Raw genomic sequence first — 21,469 nt, forward strand, 5'->3', positions numbered from 1 at the left:
GCACCAAGGCGTTCGCTCGCAAATCCCACAGGAATAATTGGCCCGAAACAAACGTAGGAGCGAGCGCAGCTCGCGATGCGCCGCGCGGGCGGCGCTCGATCTCACAGGCGCTGCATACCTTGTGGCAAACACCTGTCTGCCCTGATGCGATTCCTTTGGGAGCTGGCTTGCCGGCGATGGGCCGCAACGCGGCCCCAAGTTGCATGACTGACGCGCATTAGCGCAAGGCGCTGTCAGGTCACGACCTGATAGCACGGTACATACGCCGCCCCGCCGGGCAACTTCATCCGGTGCTGGTCGACGAACGCCTGCAGCAACCGCCCCAGCGGATCGAGCACAGCACTGTCGCCACGAATCTGATAAGGGCCGTGCTCCTCGATCAGGCGGATACCCTTGTCCTTGACGTTGCCGGCCACGATGCCGGAAAACGCCCGGCGCAGGTTGGCCGCCAGTTCGTGCGGTGGCAGATCGCGGCGCAGGTCCAGTTCTGCCATGGCCTGATGCGTAGGGTCGAAGGGGCGCTGGAAGCTCTCCTCAATCTTCAGCAACCAGTTGAAGTGGAAGGCGTCGTTGCGCTCGCGGCGGAACTGCTTAACCGCCTTGAGCCCGTCGACCATGTGCCGGGCAACTTCTGCCGGGTCGTCGATGATGATCTCGTACAAGCGGTGTGCCGCCTCGCCCAGCGTGGCACCGACAAAGGCATGCAACTGCTGCAGGTAGGGTTCGGCACTGCGCGGGCCGGTGAGCACCACCGGGAACGGCAGGTCGTGGTTGTCCGGGTGCATCAGGATACCCAGCAGGTAGAGGAATTCCTCTGCCGTACCGGCGCCACCGGGGAAGATGATGATGCCGTGGCCGACACGCACGAAGGCTTCCAGACGCTTCTCGATGTCCGGCAGGATCACCAGTTCGTTGACGATCGGGTTGGGCGCCTCGGCAGCGATGATGCCCGGCTCGGTCAGGCCCAGGTAGCGGCTGCCATGCATGCGCTGCTTGGCATGGGCAATGGTCGCGCCCTTCATCGGGCCCTTCATCACGCCCGGGCCGCAACCGGTGCACACGTCCAGCTTGCGCAGCCCCAGTTCGTGCCCGACCTTCTTGGTGTACTGATACTCTTCGCTGCTGATCGAGTGGCCGCCCCAACACACCACCATCTTCGGCTCCACACCCGGGCGCAGGGTGCGGGCGTTGCGCAGCAGGTGGAACACGTAATCAGTGATGCCCTGGGAGCTTTCCAGGTCGATGCGCTGGCTGGCCAGTTCGCTTTCGGTGTAGACAATGTCGCGCAGGGCGCTGAACAGCATTTCGCGGGTGCTGGCGATCATCTCGCCATCGACAAAGGCGTCGGCCGGGGCATTCTGCAGCTCCAGGCGCACGCCACGGTCCTGTTGGTGGATGCGCACCTCGAAGTCCCGGTAAGCCTCGAGGATGGTCTTGGCGTTGTCGACATGGGCGCCGGTGTTGAGGATGGCCAGGGCGCACTGGCGGAACAAGGTGTAAAGGCTACCGGTACCGACTTCACTCAGTTGCTGCACTTCACGTTGTGACAGCGTCTCCAGGCTGCCTTTGGGGCTGACGGATGCATTGATGACATGGCGTTGAGGCATCTAAGTCTTTCCTGTGCGGGTAAAACATCCTTCTTGGACAACACCATACCGAGAAATGTGAGCGGCCACGAGGGGGGCGGTGAAAAACCTTTGCAGGGCTACGCCTGCTTCGCCGCCCGGTTGCCGATCAGCTCAACAACTTCTGCACCGCGAGGGTGATTGCCAGGCCGCCGCCAACCAGCCACAGGTTGAGCAGCGCCCCGGTCGCCAGCGCCCGTGGCCCGGCCTGACGAATCTGGCTCAAGCGCGTCTCCATGCCCAGCGCGGTCATCGCCATGGTCAGGGCGAAGGTGTCCAGGCCGTTGAGCGCCTGGGTCACGCTGCCGGGCAGCACCTGCAGCGAGTTCACCAGCACCAGGCCGAGGAAGCCGAAGGCGAACCAGGGCATGGCGATGCGGCCGTTGCCTTTGCCCTGGCCAGCCTGGCGCGAACGGCTGATCCACAGGCCGACCACCAGCAGCACGGGTACCAGCAGCATGACCCGGGTCATCTTGACGATGGTCGCGATGTGGGTGACTTCCGGGCTGACGTTGCTGGCGGCGCCGACCACCTGAGCCACTTCGTGGATGGTGCCGCCCAGCAGCAGGCCGGCACCCAAGGTGTCCAGGTGCAGCCAGCCAGCGTTGATCGCCAAGGGGTAGACGAACATTGACAAGGTGCCGAACAGCACCACGCTGCCCACCGCCATGGCGCTTTTGTGCGGGGCGCTGCGCAGCGCCGATTCGAATGCCAGCACGGCGGCTGCCCCGCAGATGGCGCTACCGGCGGCCGTCAGCAGCGCGGTGTCGCGGTCAAGCTTGAAGACTTTCATGCCGCACCACAGGCCGATCAGCAATGTGCTGCCAACCACCAGCAGCGAGACGATTAGCCCCGACCAGCCTACCTCGGCAATTTCCTGCAGGCTCACCCGCAGGCCGAAGAACGCCACGGCAATGCGTAACAAGCCGCGAGCGGAAAAATTGATACCCGCGGCCCAGCTTGCCGGCACGCCGTCACGCAGCGCGTTGCCATACAGCGCACCGGCGACGATGCCGACAATCAGCGGGCTGATGCCAAGCCTGGCGATGGCGGGTATGGCCGCCAGTTGCGTGACAGCCAGCGCGAACAGCGCGACGAACAGGATGCCATTGAGCCGCCCTTTGGTAGAAAGGGTAGGGGTGTAGGCAGGATGGGACGGTACCGTGGCCATGTGAGTCCTCCGGGCAATGATTCGACGAGGCCTACGTTAATCCGGTTATAAGCTTATAAAAAATCGTAATTTGGGATGGCAGATATCCGCTTTGCTGATATTTTGAGTTCATGACCCCAGAACAGCTGATAACATTCGCCACCGTTGCCGAGCATGGCAACATCAGCCATGCGGCCCAGGCCCTGCACCTGTCGCAGCCTGCGGTTTCCGGGCAGCTCAAGCTGCTGCAGGAGGCGTTCGGCGAACCCCTCTACCAACGGGCCGGTCGTGGCGTGCGCCTGACAGCGGCTGGCGAGCAACTGCTCGCACACGCCGAGCGCCTGCGCGATACCTTCCGCCAGGCCCAAGCCCTGCGCGAGGCCATGCGCGGGTTGGAGCGCGGCACCTTGCGCATTGGCGCCAGCACTACGCCCGCCAGTTACCTGTTGCCCTACCTGATTGCCGATTTTCATCGGCAGTACCCGGACGTGCTGGTGACGACCTCGCATGGCAACACGGCGGAGATCGTGGCGGCACTGGACAGCGTTGATATCGCCCTGATCGAGGGGCCGCCCGGCCATGAGTTGCCCCTGGGCACGCGCACCACGCCGTGGCACGAGGACGAAATCGTGGCGATCGTGCCGCGCGGGCACCCCCTGGCAGGCACGCACAAGCAGCCATTGGCGGCGCTGGGGGCCTATCCGTTGGTGTTGCGTGAAAGCGGCTCGGGGGTGCGGCAGGTCGTTGAGCGGGCATTCGCCCGTGATGGCGTAGCCATGCGTGTGGCGCTGGAAATCGCCGGTGTGGAGGGGGTCAAGGAAGCGGTGCGTGCCGGCATGGGCATCGGCTTTGTTTCAGCCATGTCCATACGCCACGAGGACGGTGCTTTGCAACGCTTGCAGGTGAGCCCTCAGGCATTGGTGCGTCGTTTTTCCATATTGATGCCGCACGCCGCTACGCCCTCGCGGGCGGCGGCGCGGTTTCTGGCGTTGTGCATGGCATAGCACAAAACGTCGCCCGCACCGGTACTCCCCCTCACCGCTCTATCACTGCAAGTGCGTGGACAATCCTTCTGAAGTTATCGATCGTGAGTGGCAAATCCGGTCACAGATTTTGGGCGCTTTTACCATTGTCACGCACGTCATTCGAAGGCGATTATTTTTCTGACGCTTCAGCGACTTCTCCCCAATAAGAACAAATCAGAGGGACGCATCGTGATGCCTTGTTACTTTCCTGCGTTACCTAGCTTTGGCTATCAGCATGTTGTTGATCTTCAGACCTGTGGACCCTGGTTGTCTGTGGGTGCATGTATTGAACGCTGTGATTGCAATGCTCAAGCTGACCAAAGCGACCTCTTTGGCGAAGGCTCTCACGGTGTCAGTACACACTGCACATTTGAAGACCTGATTGCCCGCACCCGTTTTAATGATTGCTCTCCCAAACGCCCGAATTAGGCGAACTCGACTTCTGCCTCTCCATCATCACCGTTCGAGACCAACAGGCGTGACTTGAGTGGTTGTGGTGGCCGGAAAGCATGTCCCTGCCCGTGTCAGCGCCAAGTGCTGGCTCGCTACCTCGCGTTTATCAAAGTAGTTACCGCAAGTACTTCGGCTTCAGGCATGGGGCGGGTGCGTAAATTGTGCCTGGGCTGAAAGACAGTCCTAGCAGTTTCATGCAGACAGTCGAGCCTGTTGGATTGGCCTGCGATCGCGACACGTAAGTACACTTCAGTAGAAAAAAATAAGATTGAAGGAGATACGGTATGAGTGCTTTGAATGTGTTCACGTTGGCCGGAGAGTCTAAGTTCAATCGCTTTCATGGGTTGATTCTTTTTTGGTGCGTGCTGATACTGATCATTGATGGTTACGACTTGGCGGTGGTGGGGGCAGCACTGCCAGCCATCATGGTTGATATGCAAATTGACGCAACCAGTGCCGGCGTCATGGCTGGCTCAGCCTTGTTTGGCACCATGCTGGGGGCAATTTTTCTGGGGACGCTGGCAGACCGTATAGGTCGGCCAAAGATGATTGCAATCTGTGTGGCTCTCTTCAGCCTATTCACTGCTGCCGCCGGTTTCACTGACAATCCGTTAACCTTTAGCATCCTGCGCTTTATCGCAGGGTTGGGAATCGGCGGTGTGTTGCCTATCTGCACGGCGCAGATGGGAGAGTTCTCGCCCATGAAGGTTCGCACCCGCTTGGTGACCCTCGTTTTCGCGGGCTATTCGGTGGGCGGAATTTTGGTAGCGCTCACGGGTAAGCAACTGATCGAAAGCTACGGCTGGCAATATGTTTTCTACGTAGCAGCCCTGCCAGTCTTTTTGATTCCTTTCATATTGAAGACCATGCCCGACTCTATCGGCTTCCTGTTGAAGCAAGGTCGGGAAGACGAGTTGAAAATCATTGCACGTCGTCTTCGTCCTGAACTTATGATCAAGGATGACACTACGCTTGTCGGTAACCCTCATATTGTTGCCGAGCAAGACAAGCCTGTACGAAGCCTTTTCCAGGAAGGGCGTGCCTACAGCACCGTCATGATCTGGCTGGCGTTCATTACTGGGCTTTTCATGGTATATGCGCTCAACTCTTGGCTCACCAAGCTCATGGCCATGGCGGGTTTCAGCCTCGGTTCCGCCCTGAATTTCGTTATTGTGTTCAACCTCGGGTCGATATTCGGTGCACTTTTCGGTGGCTGGCTCAGCGATAAATTCAGCATCAAGCAGGTGTTGGTGGTGTTTTACGTGGTCGGTGCAGTTGCACTCACGCTGATGGGTTACACGCGTTCTACTGAACTGCTCTTCGTCGTCGTGTTCATCGTGGGTGGCTCCACGCTCGGTACCCAACTTCTGGCCTATGCGTATGCCGGGGATTTTTACCCCCCCACCATCCGTTCAACGGGTGTGGGCTTTGCGTCGGGGGTCGGTCGTATCGGAGCGATAGTCGCGCCCGTTTTGATTGGGGCACTCGTATCGATGGCCTTGCCGCTGGAGCAGAACTTCATGGCAATCGGCCTTGCCGGTCTGGTAGGTGCTGTTGCTGTGACCCTGATCAACCAGTCGCGCGCGGACTCCACGGTGGTGAGGAACAAGGTCATTGTTTCACAAGATCTGACCTGATGTCGGCGCTGTAGGCAGGGGGTCAACGTTCATCATTTGCATGGGGGTGACCTGCGGCTCATGCACAAACATACAACAATAATAAGGGTGCCTGTGATGGGTGGTTTTAATAAAAAGTCATTAGCCTGTTCTGCTGCTCTGCTGGTGACGCCTTATGTTTCTGCTGCGTTCGTGGAAGATTTCAAAGGTGGTCTCGAACTTCGAAACTTTTATTACAATCGCGATTTCCGTAATGATGGGGCTGCGCAGTCCAAGCGCGATGAGTGGGCACAGGGCTTTATCCTGAACCTGCAATCCGGCTTCACAGAAGGCCCCGTGGGCTTCGGTATCGACGCCATGGGCTTGTTGGGGGTCAAGCTTGACGCTAGCCCTGACAGAACGGGATCTGGACTATTGCCCTTCGATTCCGACAGAAACGTGGAAGACGAGTATGGAAAATTCGTGGCCACCGCCAAAGCCAGGGTAGGCAAGACTGAGTTGAGAGTAGGAGGGCTAAGTCCTCTGATGCCTTTACTCTGGAGCAATAACAGTCGCCTGTTGCCTCAGGTTTTTCGCGGGGGTTCTCTGACGGTCAACGATATTGATGCATTGACGGTTACGGCCACAAGGGTCAACGCTGTGAAACAGCGTAACTCTACCGATTTCGAATCACTCACGGTATTTGGCTATGCCCCGGTCGAAGCTGACCATTACAATTACATTGCCTTCGATTACAAAGCTGATAAGGACATGCGGCTCAGCCTGCACGCCGCCGAACTTGATGATCTCTACAAGTCCTACTTCGGCGAAATCAAAGTCAGTCGGCCGTTTTTGAAGGGTGATGTCATTGCGGATGTTCGCTTTTTCGATGCCAGCGAAACCGGCGCCAAAAAACTGGGTAGCGTAGATAACCGGACACTGAGTAGCTACGTTGCTTATAGCATAAATGGGCACATCATCGGGGGTGGCTATCAGAAGGCGTGGGGCGACACGCCATTTGCGTTCATAAACGGCACAGATACCTACCTGTTCGGTGAGTCGCTGGTCAGTACATTCACTGCGCCCAACGAGCGTGTCTGGTTCGCCCGATACGATTATGACTTCGCCGCGTTGGGCGTGCCTGGATTGCTTTTCACCACTCGATATACGAAAGGCGATGATATTGATCCTGCTCTGCTAACAACCCGCCAAGCCGCTTCACTTCGTCAAAGTGGGAGCGAGGGTGAAGAGTGGGAGCGAGTGACCGACCTCTCTTATGTCATCCAGAGTGGCCCAGCCAAAGGCGTCTCTTTTCAATGGCGTAACGCTACGAACCGATCGACCTATGCGGACAGCGCCAATGAAAATCGATTGATCATGCGTTATACCTTCAATTTCTAACGTGTTAAGGCGGGCCGCACAGATCAGTCGGCCCGTTTCAGCTTATGCCGCCGGAGGGTTTATTGGCAGCTCCCTAGGGTGGGGGATAGGAGGTGCCGCAGGTGGACTGAAAGTGCCGGCCTGGTGGGCGCAAGATCACTCGCGATGAAGCCGGCACAGCCGCCATCAATTCACCTTGAAAACGTGTTTCATATAGGCCACGAAATTCTCGTCCCGGCACTGGGTCTTGCCAGGGCTATCGGAAATTTTCGCCACTGGCGCCCCATTGCACGCGGTCATCTTGATCACCATGTTCATCGGCGCTACCCCCGGGATATCGCACGTCAACTGGGTACCAATGCCGAAGCTCACATTGATCCGTTCATGCAACGCCCGGTACAGCCCCAGCGCCTTGGCAAAATCCAGCCCATCGGAGAAGATCAGGGTCTTGCTCTTTGGGTCGATCCCCAGCCGTTCATAGTGAGCAATGGCTTTTTCCGCCCACGCCAGTGGATCGCCAGAGTCGTGCCGCAAGCCATCGAACAGCTTGGCGAAATACAGGTCGAAATCGCCGAGGAAGGCATCCATGGTGATGCAGTCGGTCAACGCTATGCCGAGCAGCCCACGGTACTCCCTGACCCAGCATTCCAGGGCGGTGGCCTGGCTGTCGACCAGGCGCGGGCCCAACTGCTGGTGTGCCATGAACCATTCGTGGGCCATGGTGCCCAGCGGCTTGAGCTCGAACTCACGCGCCAGGTGCACGTTGCTGGTGCCAACGAAGCGCCCCGGGAAATCATGCTTGAGGATATGCACGACTTCTTCCTGCACCCGGTAGGAGAAGCGCCGGCGCGTGCCGAAGTCCGCCAACTGGAAACCGGCCAGCTCTTCGGCACTGGCCTCGGCCTTCAGCCAGTCGAGCTTCTGGTACAGGCGCTCGCCGACCTGTTCGATCACCACGTCACGGTAGCGGTAGCGGTTGCGCACCTCGCTGATGATCGCCAGCAGCGGGATCTCGTAGAGAATCACATGCAACCAAGGCCCGCGTACGCGCACTGCCAGTTGCCCGGCGGCGTCCAGGCCCACCTGTACATAGCGCAGGTTGAAACGGAACAGGCTTAGAAAGCGAATGAAATCCGGTTTGAGGAAGGGGATTTTCTCCAGATAGGCCAACTGGTCGTGGGTCACCGTGACCTCGGCCAGTTGTTCTACCTGGTAGCGGATTTCAGCCAGGTAGGGAGACAAGTCTTCGTCGTTGCGGCAACGAAACTCCCATTCCACCTCGGCGTTGGGGTAGTTGTGCAGCACTGCCTGCATCATGGTGATCTTGTAGAAGTCGGTGTCCAGCAGGTTCTGGATGATGCGTGGGCCGAAAACACTTTCGCTCATGGGCGTTGTTCCTTGATCAGGGCAAGCTGGTGGTCGAGCGCGGCTTCGTCGCCGCAGAGGATGACCCCTTCGGCGGCCAAGGCGCCGCACGCCTCGATAGCGCCTGCCTGAGTCAGCGCACGGCAGGCCGGCAGGTACAGCAGCACCTCGAAGCCGGCCTGGCGCAGTTGCCGGGCGGTGGTCTTGACGCAGTAGTCCAGGGCCAGGCCGCCGACGATCACCGCGCCGACCTGCTGCACCTTGAGGTATTCGATGACCCCTGTGGAACGGCGTTCGGCGAGGTCGTGATAGCAGGCGCCGTAGGGGTGCAGGTCGGGTTCGACACCCTTCCACACGAAGTAGTCGTAATCGATGGGCGCCGGCAGGCCAGGCAGCAGCTCGAACCCTGGGGTGCCGGGGACGCAGTGGCTGACCCAGGTCAGGTCGGCGTTGGCCATTTGCAGGGGCTGCAGCATGTGCGCCGGGTCGGCGACAACCCAGGCGGCATTGGCCGGGTGGGCATCTTTGCTGCCCAGGCGCAGGTCGGCGCGCAGGGCCATGGTGTTGAGGTCAACCGCAATTTCATGGCCTTCGGGAACCGGGAGTTCCTGCGGCGCGTTGCCGGTGAAGCCGTTCTGCGCATCGACATCGAAACTGGCGATTTTCATGGCGGTTCTCCTTGCTGGACTGGCTACATAATCTACCTGGTGATCTAAGTCTGTCAAGCGTATATCCCTATGGATTTGCTTGTTGATTTACTTAGTGTCTCTGGTGGATTATTATGCCAGTGAACGAGGAGCAGCCCGGTGAGTACAGTTGAAGTCCTGGCCAGTGTCGATATCGTGACCCTGCGCCTGGCCCCCGATGCGCAGCATCTGCAAGTGTTGTTGCACCGCCGTGAGCGCGAACCGCACGCCGGCCAGTGGGCGTTGCCGGGGGTGATCGTCAATGGTCGAACCCCTGACATCAGCCTGGAGGCCGCGGCCGAGCGCGCGTTACGCGAAAAAAACCGGCTGGTGCCGTGCTACATGGAGCAGGTGGGTACCGAGGGCAATGCGTTTCGCGATCCGCGGGGCTGGTCGCTGAGCACCTATTACCTCGCCTTGATCGGCCCTGGGCAGGCAGCCTTGGGTGAGCAGTTGGCGTTTTTCGACCTGGACAGTGTGTTGGCGCGCAAGGTGCTCTTGCCTTTCGACCACACGTTGCTGGTGGAGCGGGCCCGCGAGCGGCTGGCGGCAAAGACCGTGTACAGCAGCCTGCCGCTGTACCTGCTGGCGGAGAAATTCACCGTGCTCGATGCCCTGGGGGCGGTTCAGGCATGCCTGGGGCAGACGGTGAACAGCACCTCGCTGCGTAAACGCCTGGAGCGCTTGCGTGAGCTGGGGTGGGTGAAGGACACCGGGGAGAAGAACCAGCCCAGGCTGGGCCGGCCGCAACAGTTGTATCAGCACACGCCGCTGGGTGGGCGGGTGTTCATGTTTGATCGCAGCCTGTTGCCGGAGGGAGGGTAGAGTTCTGCTTGAGGGGCAGGGGGCGCTGCGACCGAGTGCCCCACCTGCGGTGCTCGGTCATGTATGGGTCAGCTTCCGGCATCGGAGCTCCCAGCGATGGTGCACAACCATCTGCTGGGATTTGCCGGCGCAGCAAACTCAGTGCCCCATGGCCAGCTTGGCACTCAGCTGCCGGCGCCGGTAAGCACTGTCACGGCTGGCCAGCCACCAGTACAGCGGCGAAGTCACCGCCAGCCCTACCAGCCACGACAGGTCGGCGCCGTTGATGTGCTCGGAAATCGGCCCCACGTACAGCGGCGTGTTCATGAACGGGATCTGCACCACGATACCCACCGCATAAGCGAGCAGAGCCTGCGGGTTGTAACGGCCATAGATACCGCCATCGACCTGGAAGATCGACTGGATGTCGTAGTCGCCCTTGTGGATGGCATAGAAGTCGATGAGGTTGATCGCCGTCCACGGCACCAGCACCACCAGCAACACCAGCACCATGTCGACGAAGTGGCCAATGAAGTCCGCCGAAGCGAACACGGCGACCACGCAGCACGCCGACAGCACGATCAGCGACAGTACCGCGCGGCTCTTGGCGGTAGGGATCCAGCGGTAGGCGAAGGTTTGCACCAGGGTGATGATCGACAGCACAGCGCCATACAGGTTGAGGGCGTTGTGGCTGATGACGCTGAGCAGGAACAGCACCAGCATGACGGGGCCGAGGGTCCCGGTGGCCAGTTTGACCGCATCCATGGTGTCCATGCCGGCCGGAATGGCCAGCACCGCCACGGCGCCGAAGATGAACGACAGGCTCGAACCCAGGGCCGAGCCCAGGTAGGTGGCCCAGAAGGTCGAGCTGACTTTCACGTCTGCCGGCAGGTAGCGTGAGTAGTCCGACACGTAGGGCGCAAAGGCGATCTGCCACAGCGCCGCCAGCGACACGGTGGCCAGCCAGCCGGCCAGGTTGAAGCTGCCGCGGCTGAGGAAGTCGTCGCTCTGCACATGGGTAAAGATATAGCCGAAGCCGACCACGATGCCGATACCCAGCACCCAGGTGCCGATGCGGTTGAGGACGTGGATGAAGCGGTAGCCGATGATGCCGATGATGCCCGAACCCAGCGCGCCGATGACGATGCCGACCGGCACCGGTACGGCGTCGACCACACCGTGCAAAGACTTGCCGGCGAGCACGATGTTGGAGGCGAAGAAGCCGATGTACATGACCCCGGCAATCACTACCACCAGCAGCGCGCCCAAGGTACCGAACTGGGCACGGCTCTGGATCATCTGCGGGATGCCCATTTGCGGGCCCTGGGCCGAGTGCAGGGCCATCAGCACGCCCCCGAGCAGGTGGCCCACCAGGATGGCGACGATGCCCCATACCAGGTTCAGGTGAAACAGCTGCACGCCCAACGCGCCGGTGACGATGGGCAACGGCGCAATGTTGCCGCCGAACCACAGCGTGAACAGATCCCTTACCTTTCCATGGCGGTCTTGCGGTGGCACATAGCCGATCGTGTGTTTTTCTATGAGGGGTGCCGAATTGGCTGCACTGGTCATGACTGACTCCAAGGCAAGGTAGGGCATTGGCAACTGCCCGGGTGCGTGCCGGCGATGGGCAACGCGTTCTTGTTGGAGCGATGATGCGGGCCGCTGGGGGAACGGGAAATTAGTAAATATGTACCTATAAGCCTTAAAAAACCTAAGGCTGACAAAAGCTTAAGCGGATGACGGTAGCAAGGAGGGTGCCAGTTGGCTGAAGGGCTTGGTGTAGAGGGGTTGCGCGTTGTGTGGGCGGTGATGGGTGAGCTTTGCTGGTGCGACCCGGGCATTTTTGGAGCACAGGGCCAGCACCGGCTAACGCATGAAGTGCACCTTGCCGGTGTCGTCATTGCCCATGTACATGCCATACACCCCAGCCTGCCGCTCCAGGATGTAACGTTCGAGAATCTGCCGGATCGCCGGGTAGTAGATCTGATCCCAAGGGATCTCATCCGGTGCGAAGAACTTGTACGCCAGCGTTTCCGACCCGTATTGCCCGGTTTCTTCGGTCACGATGGCGCGGAAGATGATGTAGACCTCGCTGATTTTCGGCACGCTGAAAATCGAGTACGGCGAAATGATGTCGGCCCGCACGCCGCTTTCTTCCCACACCTCGCGCAGCGCCGCCTGCTCGGTGGTCTCGCCAGCCTCCATGAAGCCCGCCGGCAAGGTCCAAGTGCCGGGGCGTGGCGGGATGGCACGCTGGCACAGCAGGTACTTGCCGTCACGCTCGATGATGCAGCCGGCGATGACCTTCGGGTTGATGTAGTGGATGTAGCCGCAGCCGCCACAATGCAGGCGTTCGTGGGTGTCACCTGCAGGAACGCCCCGGGCCAGTTCCTTGGTACAGTGCGGGCAGTAGCGCGGGGCGTTGGGCATGATCAGCGGCCTGTGGGTGGCGTTAAATACGTGGATCCTTCAGCGCCAGGGGCTCGACGATGTCGCGCACCTTGACGTGGTCTTCCTGCTTCTGGCGCAGGTAATCCAGGGCTACCTTGGCAGCCGCACGCACATGGTCGACCGAGGCCTGGTGGGCAACCAGCGGGTCGCCACCCTTGATCGCCTCGACCATCTTTTCCATCTCGCGGTTGCTGGCGCCGCGGCGGTTTTCCTGCGACACCGAGGTGGCGCGCAGGTAGCTGATGCGTGCCTGCAACTGGCGCAACTGCTGCGCCGCCACCTGGTTGCCGGAGCCTTCCAGCAGCACGTCGTAGAAGCCTTGAACCGAGTCCAGCACCTGCTGCAACTCGCCTTCTTCCAAGGCTTCGCGGTTGACCTCCAGCGCGCGTTCCAGGGCACGGATGTCCTTGGCCTTGGCGTTGAGGGTGAACAACTGCACGATCAGGCCTTCGAGTACGCAACGCAGCTCGTAGATGTCGCGGGCGTCTTCCAGGGTGATGATGGCCACCCGTGGGCCCTTGGCGTCGGCGAATTCCACCAGGCCTTCGGATTCCAGGTGACGCAGCGCTTCGCGTACCGAGGTACGGCTGACCCCAAGGCGGTCGCAGAGGTCGCGTTCGACCAGGCGGTCGCCAGGCAGCAGGTGGAAGTTCATGATCGCCGCGCGCAGCTTGTCTAGCACGATTTCGCGCAGGGTAACGGGGTTGCGGTTGACCTTGAAGCTGTCGTCGAGTGGCTGGCGTTTCATCAAGTGCGCTCTTAAAGAGGCTGCCCGGCCGCAACCGCAATAGCACCACGAACCTTGGGTGCTCCTTGCGTGGGTTCGAACAGCCCGGTGTTAACGGGTTGGCTCCGCATCGGCTTCAGCGAACGCTTCGCGGGCCAGGCGGAAGCTGTCCACCGCCGCGGGCACGCCGCAATAAATGCCGACCTGGAGCAGGATCTCGCGAATCTGTTCACGGCTCAGGCCATTACGCAATGCGCCGCGAATGTGCAGCTTGAGCTCGTGGGGCCGGTTGAGCGCGGAAATCATGGCCAAGTTTATCATGCTGCGCTCTTTGAGCGAGAGGCCTTCACGGCCCCAGACGTGGCCCCAGCAGTATTCGGTGACCAGTTCCTGCAACGGCTTGGTGAAGTCGTCGGCGTTCTGAATCGAGCGGTTGACGTAGTCTTCGCCCAGTACCTGAGTGCGGATTTGCAGGCCTTTCTCGTACTTGTCATTGCTCATGCGCAGTGCTCCGGAATGAAACAGGGACATCGGCGGTGGCTTCTTAGCGGGCTTGCCCGCTCCCACAGGTCATGCACAGGTCTCGGGAACTGCGCCGTCCCTGTGGGAGCGGGCAACCCCGCGAAGCAGCCAACACCGGCTCAAAGGTCTATCAGCCCAAAGGCGGCAGGGCGCCCAGCTTGCCCTTGTGGTAAACCATCGGCGTGACCGGCTGCTCGGGCAGCACCAGGTTCTTCACCGCACCCACGATGATCGCATGGTCCCCGCCGTCATACTCGCGCCACAGTTCGCATTCGATGATCGCCGTGGCCTTCGCCAGCAGCGGGTTGCCCAGCTCGCTCAGGTGCCACTCGATGCCCTTGGCCTTGTCCTTGCCCTTGCCGGCAAACGCATAGGCCTCGGCGGTTTGCTCGGCCGACAGCAGGTGGATCGCGAACTGCTTGCTGTCGCGCAGGATCGGGTAGGTGTCAGAGGCGTAGTTGGGGCAGAACAGCACCAGCGCCGGGTCGATCGACAGGGCGCTGAAGGCACTGGCGGTGATGCCGACGATGCCACCGTCGGCGTCCAGGGTGGTGACAACCGTAACGCCGGACGGGAAGGAGCCCATCACGTCTTTGTAGATGCCAGGTTCGATCATCTCGTGCTACCTCTTAGCGCATCACAAACGGGTCGGGCATGGGCGCGGTGGACAGGTTGATCCACACGGTCTTCAGCTCGGTATAGGCCAGCACCGAATCGATGCCACTCTCACGGCCGTAGCCGCTGTTCTTGAAACCGCCGATCGGGGCCATGGCCGACACGGCGCGGTAGGTGTTGACCCAGATGATGCCCGAGCGCACGTCACGGGCCAGGCGGTGGGCGCGGCCCAGGTCGCGGGTCCAGATACCGGCCGCCAGGCCGAACTGCGAGTCGTTGGCGATTTCCAGCGCCTGCTCCTCGGTCTTGAAGCGGATGACCGTCGCGACCGGGCCGAACACTTCTTCCTGCATGATGGTCATCGAGTTGCTGTCGCACTCGAACAGGGTCGGTTCGTAGAACCAGCCTTCGCCTTCGACCTCGGCCCGCTTGCCACCCAAGTGCAGCTTGGCGCCTTCAGCCTTGGCCGCAGCGACCAGGCCTTCGACCACGGCCAACTGCTGCGCGGTCGCCATCGGGCCCATTTCGCTGGCATCGTCCTGCGGGTTGCCGATGCGGATGCGCTTGGCGCGGGCAATCAGGCGCTCGACGAACTCGTCGAAGATCTCGTCCTGCACCAGCAGGCGCGAGCCGGCGACGCAGCTTTGCCCTGAGGCGGCATAGATGCCGGCCACGGCGCCGTTGATGGCGCTGTCCAGGTCGGCATCGGCGAAGATGATGTTCGGCGATTTGCCGCCCAGCTCCAGCGACAGCTTGGCGAAGTTCTCGGCACTGCTGCGCACCACGTGGCGGGCAGTGGCTGCACCGCCGGTGAAGGCGATCTTGCGCACCAGCGGGTGGCGGGTCAGCGCCGCGCCGGTGCTTGGACCGTAGCCGGTGACCACGTTGACGACACCCGGCGGGAAGCCGGCTTCCAGGGCCAGGCGGGCCAGCTCCAGGATGGTCGCCGAAGCGTGCTCGGACGGCTTGAGCACGATGGTGTTGCCGGCCGCCAGGGCCGGGGCCAGTTTGATCGCGGTAAGGTACAGCGGGCTGTTCCACGGGATGATGCCGGCGACCACACCGATCGGCTCGTGCACGGTGTAGGCGAACAGGTCGGGCTTGTCCAGCGGCAGGGTGCCACCTTCGAGCTTGTCGGCCAGGCCGGCGGTGTAGTGGAAGAACTCGGGCAGGTAACCGACCTGGCCGCGGGTTTCGCGAATCAGCTTGCCGTTGTCACGGCTCTCCAGCTGCGCCAGGTGCTCTTTGTTCTCGGCAATCAGGTCACCCAGGCGACGCAGCAGCTTGCCGCGCGCGGTGGCCGTGATGCTGCGCCACTGCTTGCTGTCGAAGGCACGCTGGGCGGCCTGCACGGCCAGCTCCACGTCGGCCTCGTCGGCATCGGGCAACTGTGCCCAGGCCTGGGCGGTGGCCGGGTTGAGGCTGTCGAAGGTCTTGCCGCTCTGGGCATCGCGCCATTGGCCGTCGATGCACATCTGGAAACGAACGAGGGTCATGCAACAATCCCCTTGGCGGATTCGGTAAGGGTGCGGGCTTGCGCGAGGAAGTCCAGCAGCATCTTGTTGACTTCACGCGGTGCTTCCACCGCCATCATATGCCGTTGCTCGGCCAGCACCACACTGTGCGCACCTGGGATGCGCGCCGCGAGCTGGCGGGTCATGGCCGGTGTGGAGCCCGAGTCGAGCTCGCCGGTGGCAATCAGTGTCGGCACCTGGATGCTGCCCAGGTCGCTGGCGCGGTACATGTCTTGGGTGGCGAACAGCGAATAAGTGGTGTGGTAGCCCTGCGGGTCATTGCTCGCCAGTACCTGGCGGATAGCGGCGACCTGGGCCGGGTTGGCGGCTTTGTATTCACGGCTGAACCAGCGCTCGAGGGCGGCGTCGACGTTGGCGTCGGGGCCCAGCTCTGCGGCCTGGGCGGCGCGGGCGATAACGCCGGCGCTCTGCTCGGGGCTGCGGTTGAACACGCTGTTGAGAACCACCAGTGCCGCCAGGCGCTGCGGGTAGTTGAGGGCAAAGGCCCGGGCAACCAGGCCGCCCATGGAAAAGCCGATTACCGTGGCCTGGGCGATTTGCAGGTGGTCAAGCAGTTCGGCGAGCTGGTCGGCATAGCCTTCCAGCGGGGTATCGGCAGCCGGCACGCGGCTTTGCCCGTGGCCGAGCATGTCATAGGCGATGACGCGGTAGTCGTTGGCCAGGCCAACGAACTGACCGCCCCACATTTCCTTGTTCAGGCCCACGCCGTGGATCAGTACCACGGGTTGGCCCTGGCCGACGGACAGGTAGCTGGTGCCGGCAGGTGTGCGTTCAGCGACAGGCTGAATCATGGAGGGCGCTCCTTGAAGGTCGGGCGCGGCGGGTAAGCACGCCACGCCCCGGCCCGTCTTGGTTGTTGTTATTGAGCGCTGGCTTTTTCGGCAGCCAGTTCTTCCAGGTCGATGTAGCGGTTGCCGATGCGCGGGTGCAGGCGGCCGCCGTCGGCAGCGCCCAGCACCACGACGATTTCATCGGCACGCGGTGCGTCTTCGATCTGCATCTCCAGGGTGATGTAGTGCGAGCGCAGGCCCTCGTCGTCTTTCTGCATCATCGGGATCTGGATCGAGGTGCCTGGGCCACCACGTTTGTTGGTGAAGCTCAGGTAGCTCTTGGCCTGTACCGCTTCGCGGTAGTGGTTGCCAAAGCGCAGGGTGTGGATCACCGCCGAAGCGTGCTCGATTTCGCCATCGGCACCCACCACGGCGGCCTTGCCGTAGGCCTCGATCTTGTCGGCACCACCAATGGCGGCAGTCAGGCGCTCGACCATCAGCGCGCCCAGCTCCGAGCAGTTGGCGCGGATTTCCGGCTTCAGATCTTCAACGAAACCGCGACCGGCCCATGGGTTCTTGATCACCACGGCCAGGCCGACCATGGTCACCGGCTTGTCGGTGGCCTTGCCGCCTTCGATGCGGGTCTCTTCGGAGTAGGTGACGATCTTGCGGATTTCGAAACTCATGGGTGGCTCCTGGTGAGGGTTATCAGCTCTTGTTGTCTGATGGTATACCATAATATTTGTTGTGCAAGAGGGGGGGGAAATTTCTCTTGCGGGGGGGCGGGAGGCTGCAAGTCGAAAGTCGAAAGTCGAAAGTCGAAAGTCGAAAGTCGAAAGTCGAAAGTCGAAAGTCGAAAGTCGAAAGTCGAAAGCAGATCTGCTTTTGCTTTTGCTTTTGCTTTTGCTTTTGCTTGCAGCTTGCAGCTTGCAGCTTGCAGCTTGCAGCTTGCAGCTTGCAGCTTGCAGCTTGCAGCTTGCAGCTTGCAGCTTGCCGCTAAAAAAGCCCGCTCGCGCAAGCCGCATGGGCCTACGGGAGCGGGCTGTGTCCCGCAATGTTTCAGGCAATGGGAATTCAGGCGAACGCCGGTACCACTTCCTTGATGAACAGTTCGAGGGACTTCTTCTTCTCGGCGTGGGGCAGGCTGTTGTCGCACCAGAAGCTGAACTCGTCGACACCCAGCTCCTGGTAATAGCGGATACGCGCGATGATCTCTTCCGGGGTGCCGATCATGGTGTTCTTGCGGATGTTCTCCAGCTGGAACGCCGGCACTTCGGCAAACTTGGACTCCGGGCTTGGCTCCAGGAAGCCGTTGACCGGGGTGGTCTTGTTGCCGAACCAGGCATCGAAGGTGCGGTAGAAGCGTGAAATGGCCTGGGCGCCGACCTTCCAGCCGTCCGGCTCGGCCGGGCTGTGCACGTGGGTGTGGCGCAGCACCATCAATTGCGGGCGCGGTACGTCGGGGTTGTTGTCCAGGGCGGCCTGGAACTTGTTCTTCAGGTCGAGTACTTCTTCGTCGCCCTTCATCAGCGGCGTGACCATGACGTTGCAGCCGTTGGCCACGGCAAAGTTGTGCGAGTCCGGGTCGCGGGCGGCGATCCACATGGGTGGCGTAGCGTTGAACGGCTTCGGTACGCTGGTGGAAGTGGGGAATTTGTAGACTTCGCCGTCATGGGCATAGTCACCTTCCCAGAGATTGCGCACCACCGGCACCATCTCGCGCAGGGCCTTGCCGCCGTCGGTGGCCGGCATGCCACCGGCCATGCGGTCGAATTCGAACTGGTACGCGCCACGGGCCAGGCCCACTTCCATGCGGCCGTTGCTGATCACGTCGAGCAGGGCACATTCACCTGCCACGCGAATCGGGTTCCAGAACGGCGCAATGATGGTGCCGGCACCCAGGCGGATCTTTTCGGTGCGTGCCGCCAGGTACGCCAGCAATGGCATCGGGCTTGGCGAAATGGTGTATTCCATGGCGTGGTGTTCGCCGATCCACACGGTGCTGAAACCGCCGTCTTCGGCCATCAGGGTCAGTTCGGTCAGGTCTTCGAACAACTGGCGGTGGCTGACCTGTTCATCCCAACGTTCCATGTGTACGAACAACGAAAATTTCATGGGGCTTTCCTCAACGCTTGAAAGGGGCTGGCGCCAGGCAGGGGGGCGCCAGCTGTCTCGATTCACAATGGGCTTCAGGCCAAGGCCGGCAGGCTGGCCATCTTGCCGCGGCAGTACACCATCGGCCGCGGCGCCTGGGCTGGAACGATCAGGTTGTGCACCTTGCCGACCATGATGGCGTGGTCGCCACCTTCGTATTCGCGCCACAGCTCGCACTCGATGACCGCCGTGGCGCCGGCCAGGATCGGGTTGCCCAGCTCGCTGAGGGTCCACTCGATACCGTTGGCCTTGTCTTTGCCTTTCTTGGCGAACGCATAGGCGTGTGCCTGCTGCTCACCCGAGAGCAGGTGAATGGCGAAGCGCTTTTGCTTGATCAGTACCGGGTAGGAGTCGGAGCTGTAGTTGGGGCAGAACAGCACCAGCGGCGGCTCCATCGACAGGGAGGAAAATGCGCTGGCAGTCAGGCCGACGACCGAGCCGTCGTCGTCCAGGGTGGTGATGACGGTAACGCCGGACGGGAAGGAGCCCAGGACGTTCTTGTAGACGGTTGCGTCGATCATCGGGTTTACCTCTAAAAGGCTGCGGTGGTCCGCGGTTTTTATCGTTGATGTGTCTGATGGTATACCGTAATACCTATTTTGCAAGCAGAATTTTCAGCCGCACATTTTCACGATGAGCGGCGCAAGGCCACGGAATACGGGGCTTTGCTCGGTGTGGTGGTTTGTCGAAGGGGTTTTTCAAGCAGAACAGTGGCCGCTTTTTCGTGCGGATCAGTGTTGTCAAAAATTTGGAATACCATAATATGGTCTGCAGCTGAGAGGCCGCCTAGACGCGGTTTCCTTACAACGATAAAAACGACCTTTCGAGCTGAAAACCATGTCCCAACCGTCGTCGCAACACCAGTTTGTCGAGAATCACACGGTCGATTATGTGCCACCTGCCGAGCGCCATGGGAAGGCGCGCGACCTGTTCACCCTCTGGTTCAGTACCAACATTGCGCCACTGCCGATCGTCACCGGTGCCATGGTGGTACAGGTGTTCCACCTGAACCTGTTGTGGGGGCTGGTGGCCATCGTGCTGGGCCATCTTGTCGGGGGCGTGGTCATCGCCCTGGCCTCTGCGCAGGGACCGCAGTTGGGCATTCCGCAGATGGTGCAGAGCCGTGGCCAGTTCGGCCGCTATGGCGCCTTGCTGATCGTGTTCTTCACGGCGTTGATCTATGTTGGCTTCTTCATTTCCAACATCGTGTTGGCCGGCAAGACCATCCACGGCATCAGCCCGAGCGTGCCGGTGCCAGGGGCGATCGTGATCGGCGCCTTGAGCGCCACCGCCATCGGCGTGGTCGGCTACCGTTTCATCCACATCCTCAACCGTATCGGCACCTGGGTGATGGGCTCGGCACTGCTGGCCGGCTTCATCATGATGTTCATCCAGGACCTGCCTGCCGATTTCTTCAGCCGCGGCGCCTTCAACCTGTCGGGCTTCATCGCCACCGTCTCGCTGGGTGTGATCTGGCAGATCAGCTTCTCGCCGTACACCTCCGACTACTCACGCTACCTGCCGCGTGAAGTCGGCATTGCCAAGCCGTTCTGGGCGACTTATTTCGGCGCTACCCTGGGCACCATCTTGTGCTTCAGCTTTGGTGCGGTGGCGGTGCTGTGCGTGCCGCAAGGCACCGATGCGATGGACGCGGTGAAGCAGGCCACCGGCTGGCTGGGGCCGATCCTGATGGTGCTGTTCCTGCTCAACATCATCAGCCACAACGCCCTCAACCTGTATGGCGCGGTGTTGTCGATCGTGACTGCAATCCAGACCTTCGTTGCCCAGTGGACCCCCAGCGTAAAGGTTCGGGTGATCCTGGCCTCGGTCATACTGCTGGGCTGCGGTATGGTCGCGCTGAACGCCTCGGCAGATTTCATCGGCCAGTTCATCGGCCTGATCCTGGCGCTGCTGGTGGTGCTGGTGCCGTGGGCCTCGATCAACCTGATCGACTTCTACCTGATCAAGAAGGGCCAGTACGACATCGCCTCGATCTTCAGTGCCGACGGCGGCATCTATGGCCGTTTCAATCACCATGCAATTGTTGCCTATGCCTGCGGCATCCTGGTGCAGCTGCCGTTTGCCAATACCTCGCTGTATGTCGGGCCGTACTCCAACCTGGTCGAAGGCGCCGACCTGTCCTGGCTGTTCGGCTTGCTGGTGACGGTGCCGCTGTACTACTGCCTGGCCACGCGCAGCAAGGCTGGCGAGAAGGCGGGGCGGGTTTTGAGTGTGAACGACTGATAGTCACGTGTGGCTGCAACAGGGGCTGCTTCGCAGCCCATCGCAGTTCAAGCCAGCCCACAGGGATCGCATCAGGGCTGAAGGTGTTTGCCACAAGGTATGCAGCGCCTGTTAGAGCGAGCGCCGCCCGCGCGGCGCATCGCGAGCTGCGCTCGCTCCTACGTTTGTTTCGGGCCAATTATGCCTGTGGGATTCGCGCGCGAACGCCTTGGTGCATGCCTCAATATCGCGCCGTACAAACAAGGCGGCCGCGCGCGCCTGTCACAGGCGTTACTGGCCCGAAACAAATGAGGTGCGCCCCATTTGTTGGACAATCTTTGATTAGGCTGCTGCGGCCTGATTCCTGTATGCCACGGGACTCAGGC

Annotated in this window: 19 protein-coding genes; 5 read left to right on the forward strand and 14 right to left on the reverse strand. The window is 61.1% G+C overall.

All coding sequences use genetic code 11. The features are described 5' to 3' along the window. Positions 1-233: 233 nt before the first annotated feature. The gene (gene ppnN, locus QME24_RS22920) at positions 234-1,607 is read right to left on the reverse strand and encodes a nucleotide 5'-monophosphate nucleosidase PpnN (protein ID WP_009683717.1); all 1,374 of its coding nucleotides are present in this window, start codon (positions 1,605-1,607) and stop codon (positions 234-236) included. A gap of 127 nt (positions 1,608-1,734) precedes the next feature. Next, positions 1,735-2,796 carry a YeiH family protein gene (locus QME24_RS22925; RefSeq protein ID WP_054905961.1) on the reverse strand — a complete coding sequence of 354 codons (1,062 nt, stop codon included), beginning with the start codon at positions 2,794-2,796 and terminating at the stop codon, positions 1,735-1,737. Positions 2,797-2,906: 110 nt separating this feature from the next. Between QME24_RS22925 and QME24_RS22930 the strand changes: the two genes are divergently transcribed. The 3 genes from QME24_RS22930 (at position 2,907) to QME24_RS22940 (ending at position 7,249) form a co-directional block, all read left to right on the forward strand. Beyond that, positions 2,907-3,779, forward strand: coding sequence for a LysR family transcriptional regulator (locus tag QME24_RS22930; protein WP_192439942.1), 873 nt, complete (start codon positions 2,907-2,909; stop codon positions 3,777-3,779). A gap of 758 nt (positions 3,780-4,537) precedes the next feature. Next, positions 4,538-5,890: an MFS transporter gene (locus QME24_RS22935; RefSeq protein ID WP_054905963.1), complete on the forward strand. Its 1,353-nt coding sequence runs from the start codon at positions 4,538-4,540 to the stop codon at positions 5,888-5,890. Positions 5,891-5,986: 96 nt separating this feature from the next. Further along, the gene (locus tag QME24_RS22940; protein WP_192439943.1) at positions 5,987-7,249 is read left to right on the forward strand and encodes an OprD family porin; all 1,263 of its coding nucleotides are present in this window, start codon (positions 5,987-5,989) and stop codon (positions 7,247-7,249) included. Positions 7,250-7,414: 165 nt separating this feature from the next. Here QME24_RS22940 and pncB read toward each other — a convergent pair whose 3' ends face one another. Further along, a complete protein-coding gene (pncB, locus tag QME24_RS22945) occupies positions 7,415-8,614 on the reverse strand; it encodes a nicotinate phosphoribosyltransferase (RefSeq protein WP_280091809.1) in 1,200 nt (399 codons plus the stop codon). Next, positions 8,611-9,261 carry an isochorismatase family protein gene (locus QME24_RS22950; protein ID WP_009683721.1) on the reverse strand — a complete coding sequence of 217 codons (651 nt, stop codon included), beginning with the start codon at positions 9,259-9,261 and terminating at the stop codon, positions 8,611-8,613. The genes pncB and QME24_RS22950 overlap by 4 nt, the downstream gene beginning before the upstream one ends. A gap of 138 nt (positions 9,262-9,399) precedes the next feature. Between QME24_RS22950 and QME24_RS22955 the strand changes: the two genes are divergently transcribed. Continuing rightward, positions 9,400-10,104, forward strand: a complete 705-nt coding sequence (locus QME24_RS22955; protein WP_192439944.1) for an NUDIX hydrolase — start codon at positions 9,400-9,402, stop codon at positions 10,102-10,104. Positions 10,105-10,242: 138 nt separating this feature from the next. Here the strand turns inward: QME24_RS22955 and QME24_RS22960 are convergent, their stop codons facing one another. The 10 genes from QME24_RS22960 to QME24_RS23005 all read right to left on the reverse strand — a co-directional run bounded on the left by QME24_RS22960 (position 10,243) and on the right by QME24_RS23005 (position 19,381). Then, positions 10,243-11,655: a cytosine permease gene (locus QME24_RS22960; protein WP_144188548.1), complete on the reverse strand. Its 1,413-nt coding sequence runs from the start codon at positions 11,653-11,655 to the stop codon at positions 10,243-10,245. Between the two features lie 297 nt (positions 11,656-11,952). Continuing rightward, positions 11,953-12,516, reverse strand: coding sequence for an NUDIX hydrolase (locus tag QME24_RS22965; protein ID WP_054905968.1), 564 nt, complete (start codon positions 12,514-12,516; stop codon positions 11,953-11,955). Positions 12,517-12,538: 22 nt separating this feature from the next. Then, complete coding sequence (locus tag QME24_RS22970) at positions 12,539-13,285, reverse strand: GntR family transcriptional regulator (protein ID WP_009683726.1); 747 nt, start codon at positions 13,283-13,285, stop codon at positions 12,539-12,541. Positions 13,286-13,375: 90 nt separating this feature from the next. Further along, entirely contained in the window at positions 13,376-13,765 is a 390-nt protein-coding gene (locus QME24_RS22975; RefSeq protein WP_009683727.1) for a carboxymuconolactone decarboxylase family protein, read from the reverse strand. Positions 13,766-13,916: 151 nt separating this feature from the next. Then, positions 13,917-14,402 carry a flavin reductase family protein gene (locus tag QME24_RS22980; RefSeq protein ID WP_047150252.1) on the reverse strand — a complete coding sequence of 162 codons (486 nt, stop codon included), beginning with the start codon at positions 14,400-14,402 and terminating at the stop codon, positions 13,917-13,919. Between the two features lie 13 nt (positions 14,403-14,415). Continuing rightward, a complete protein-coding gene (locus tag QME24_RS22985; protein WP_280091810.1) occupies positions 14,416-15,897 on the reverse strand; it encodes an aldehyde dehydrogenase in 1,482 nt (493 codons plus the stop codon). After that, positions 15,894-16,727 (reverse strand): alpha/beta fold hydrolase, encoded by an 834-nt coding sequence (locus tag QME24_RS22990; protein ID WP_029887620.1) that lies wholly within the window; start codon positions 16,725-16,727, stop codon positions 15,894-15,896. Before QME24_RS22990 ends, QME24_RS22985 begins: the two co-directional genes overlap by 4 nt. Before the next feature lie 68 nt (positions 16,728-16,795). Then, positions 16,796-17,392 (reverse strand): amino acid synthesis family protein, encoded by a 597-nt coding sequence (locus tag QME24_RS22995; protein WP_029613156.1) that lies wholly within the window; start codon positions 17,390-17,392, stop codon positions 16,796-16,798. Positions 17,393-17,780: 388 nt separating this feature from the next. Then, entirely contained in the window at positions 17,781-18,821 is a 1,041-nt protein-coding gene (locus QME24_RS23000; RefSeq protein ID WP_235768796.1) for an LLM class flavin-dependent oxidoreductase, read from the reverse strand. 74 nt (positions 18,822-18,895) lie between these two features. Then, on the reverse strand, positions 18,896-19,381 hold the full coding sequence (locus QME24_RS23005; protein ID WP_009683734.1) for a flavin reductase family protein: 486 nt from the start codon (positions 19,379-19,381) through the stop codon (positions 18,896-18,898). Between the two features lie 316 nt (positions 19,382-19,697). Between QME24_RS23005 and QME24_RS23010 the strand changes: the two genes are divergently transcribed. Continuing rightward, entirely contained in the window at positions 19,698-21,104 is a 1,407-nt protein-coding gene (locus QME24_RS23010) for a cytosine permease (RefSeq protein WP_235768797.1), read from the forward strand. The last annotated feature ends 365 nt before the right edge of the window (positions 21,105-21,469 follow it).

The organism is Pseudomonas sp. PARCl1 (assembly GCF_947311875.1).
Classification (GTDB): domain Bacteria; phylum Pseudomonadota; class Gammaproteobacteria; order Pseudomonadales; family Pseudomonadaceae; genus Aquipseudomonas; species Aquipseudomonas juntendi.

Bases quoted from the DNA above. Each gene is read 5' to 3' on its own strand.
- QME24_RS22985 (WP_280091810.1), bottom strand. From the start codon at position 15,897: ATGACCCTCGTTCGTTTCCAGATGTGCATCGACGGCCAATGGCGCGAT.
- QME24_RS22960 (WP_144188548.1), bottom strand. From the start codon at position 11,655: ATGACCAGTGCAGCCAATTCGGCACCCCTCATAGAAAAACACACGATC.
- QME24_RS22925 (WP_054905961.1), bottom strand. From the start codon at position 2,796: ATGGCCACGGTACCGTCCCATCCTGCCTACACCCCTACCCTTTCTACC.
- QME24_RS22975 (WP_009683727.1), bottom strand. From the start codon at position 13,765: ATGAGCAATGACAAGTACGAGAAAGGCCTGCAAATCCGCACTCAGGTA.
- QME24_RS23005 (WP_009683734.1), bottom strand. From the start codon at position 19,381: ATGATCGACGCAACCGTCTACAAGAACGTCCTGGGCTCCTTCCCGTCC.
- QME24_RS22965 (WP_054905968.1), bottom strand. From the start codon at position 12,516: ATGCCCAACGCCCCGCGCTACTGCCCGCACTGTACCAAGGAACTGGCC.
- QME24_RS22940 (WP_192439943.1), top strand. From the start codon at position 5,987: ATGGGTGGTTTTAATAAAAAGTCATTAGCCTGTTCTGCTGCTCTGCTG.
- QME24_RS23000 (WP_235768796.1), bottom strand. From the start codon at position 18,821: ATGAAATTTTCGTTGTTCGTACACATGGAACGTTGGGATGAACAGGTC.
- pncB (WP_280091809.1), bottom strand. From the start codon at position 8,614: ATGAGCGAAAGTGTTTTCGGCCCACGCATCATCCAGAACCTGCTGGAC.
- QME24_RS22990 (WP_029887620.1), bottom strand. From the start codon at position 16,727: ATGATTCAGCCTGTCGCTGAACGCACACCTGCCGGCACCAGCTACCTG.
- QME24_RS22970 (WP_009683726.1), bottom strand. From the start codon at position 13,285: ATGAAACGCCAGCCACTCGACGACAGCTTCAAGGTCAACCGCAACCCC.
- QME24_RS22930 (WP_192439942.1), top strand. From the start codon at position 2,907: ATGACCCCAGAACAGCTGATAACATTCGCCACCGTTGCCGAGCATGGC.
- QME24_RS22950 (WP_009683721.1), bottom strand. From the start codon at position 9,261: ATGAAAATCGCCAGTTTCGATGTCGATGCGCAGAACGGCTTCACCGGC.
- QME24_RS22980 (WP_047150252.1), bottom strand. From the start codon at position 14,402: ATGATCGAACCTGGCATCTACAAAGACGTGATGGGCTCCTTCCCGTCC.
- QME24_RS22995 (WP_029613156.1), bottom strand. From the start codon at position 17,392: ATGAGTTTCGAAATCCGCAAGATCGTCACCTACTCCGAAGAGACCCGC.
- ppnN (WP_009683717.1), bottom strand. From the start codon at position 1,607: ATGCCTCAACGCCATGTCATCAATGCATCCGTCAGCCCCAAAGGCAGC.
- QME24_RS22935 (WP_054905963.1), top strand. From the start codon at position 4,538: ATGAGTGCTTTGAATGTGTTCACGTTGGCCGGAGAGTCTAAGTTCAAT.
- QME24_RS23010 (WP_235768797.1), top strand. From the start codon at position 19,698: ATGTCCCAACCGTCGTCGCAACACCAGTTTGTCGAGAATCACACGGTC.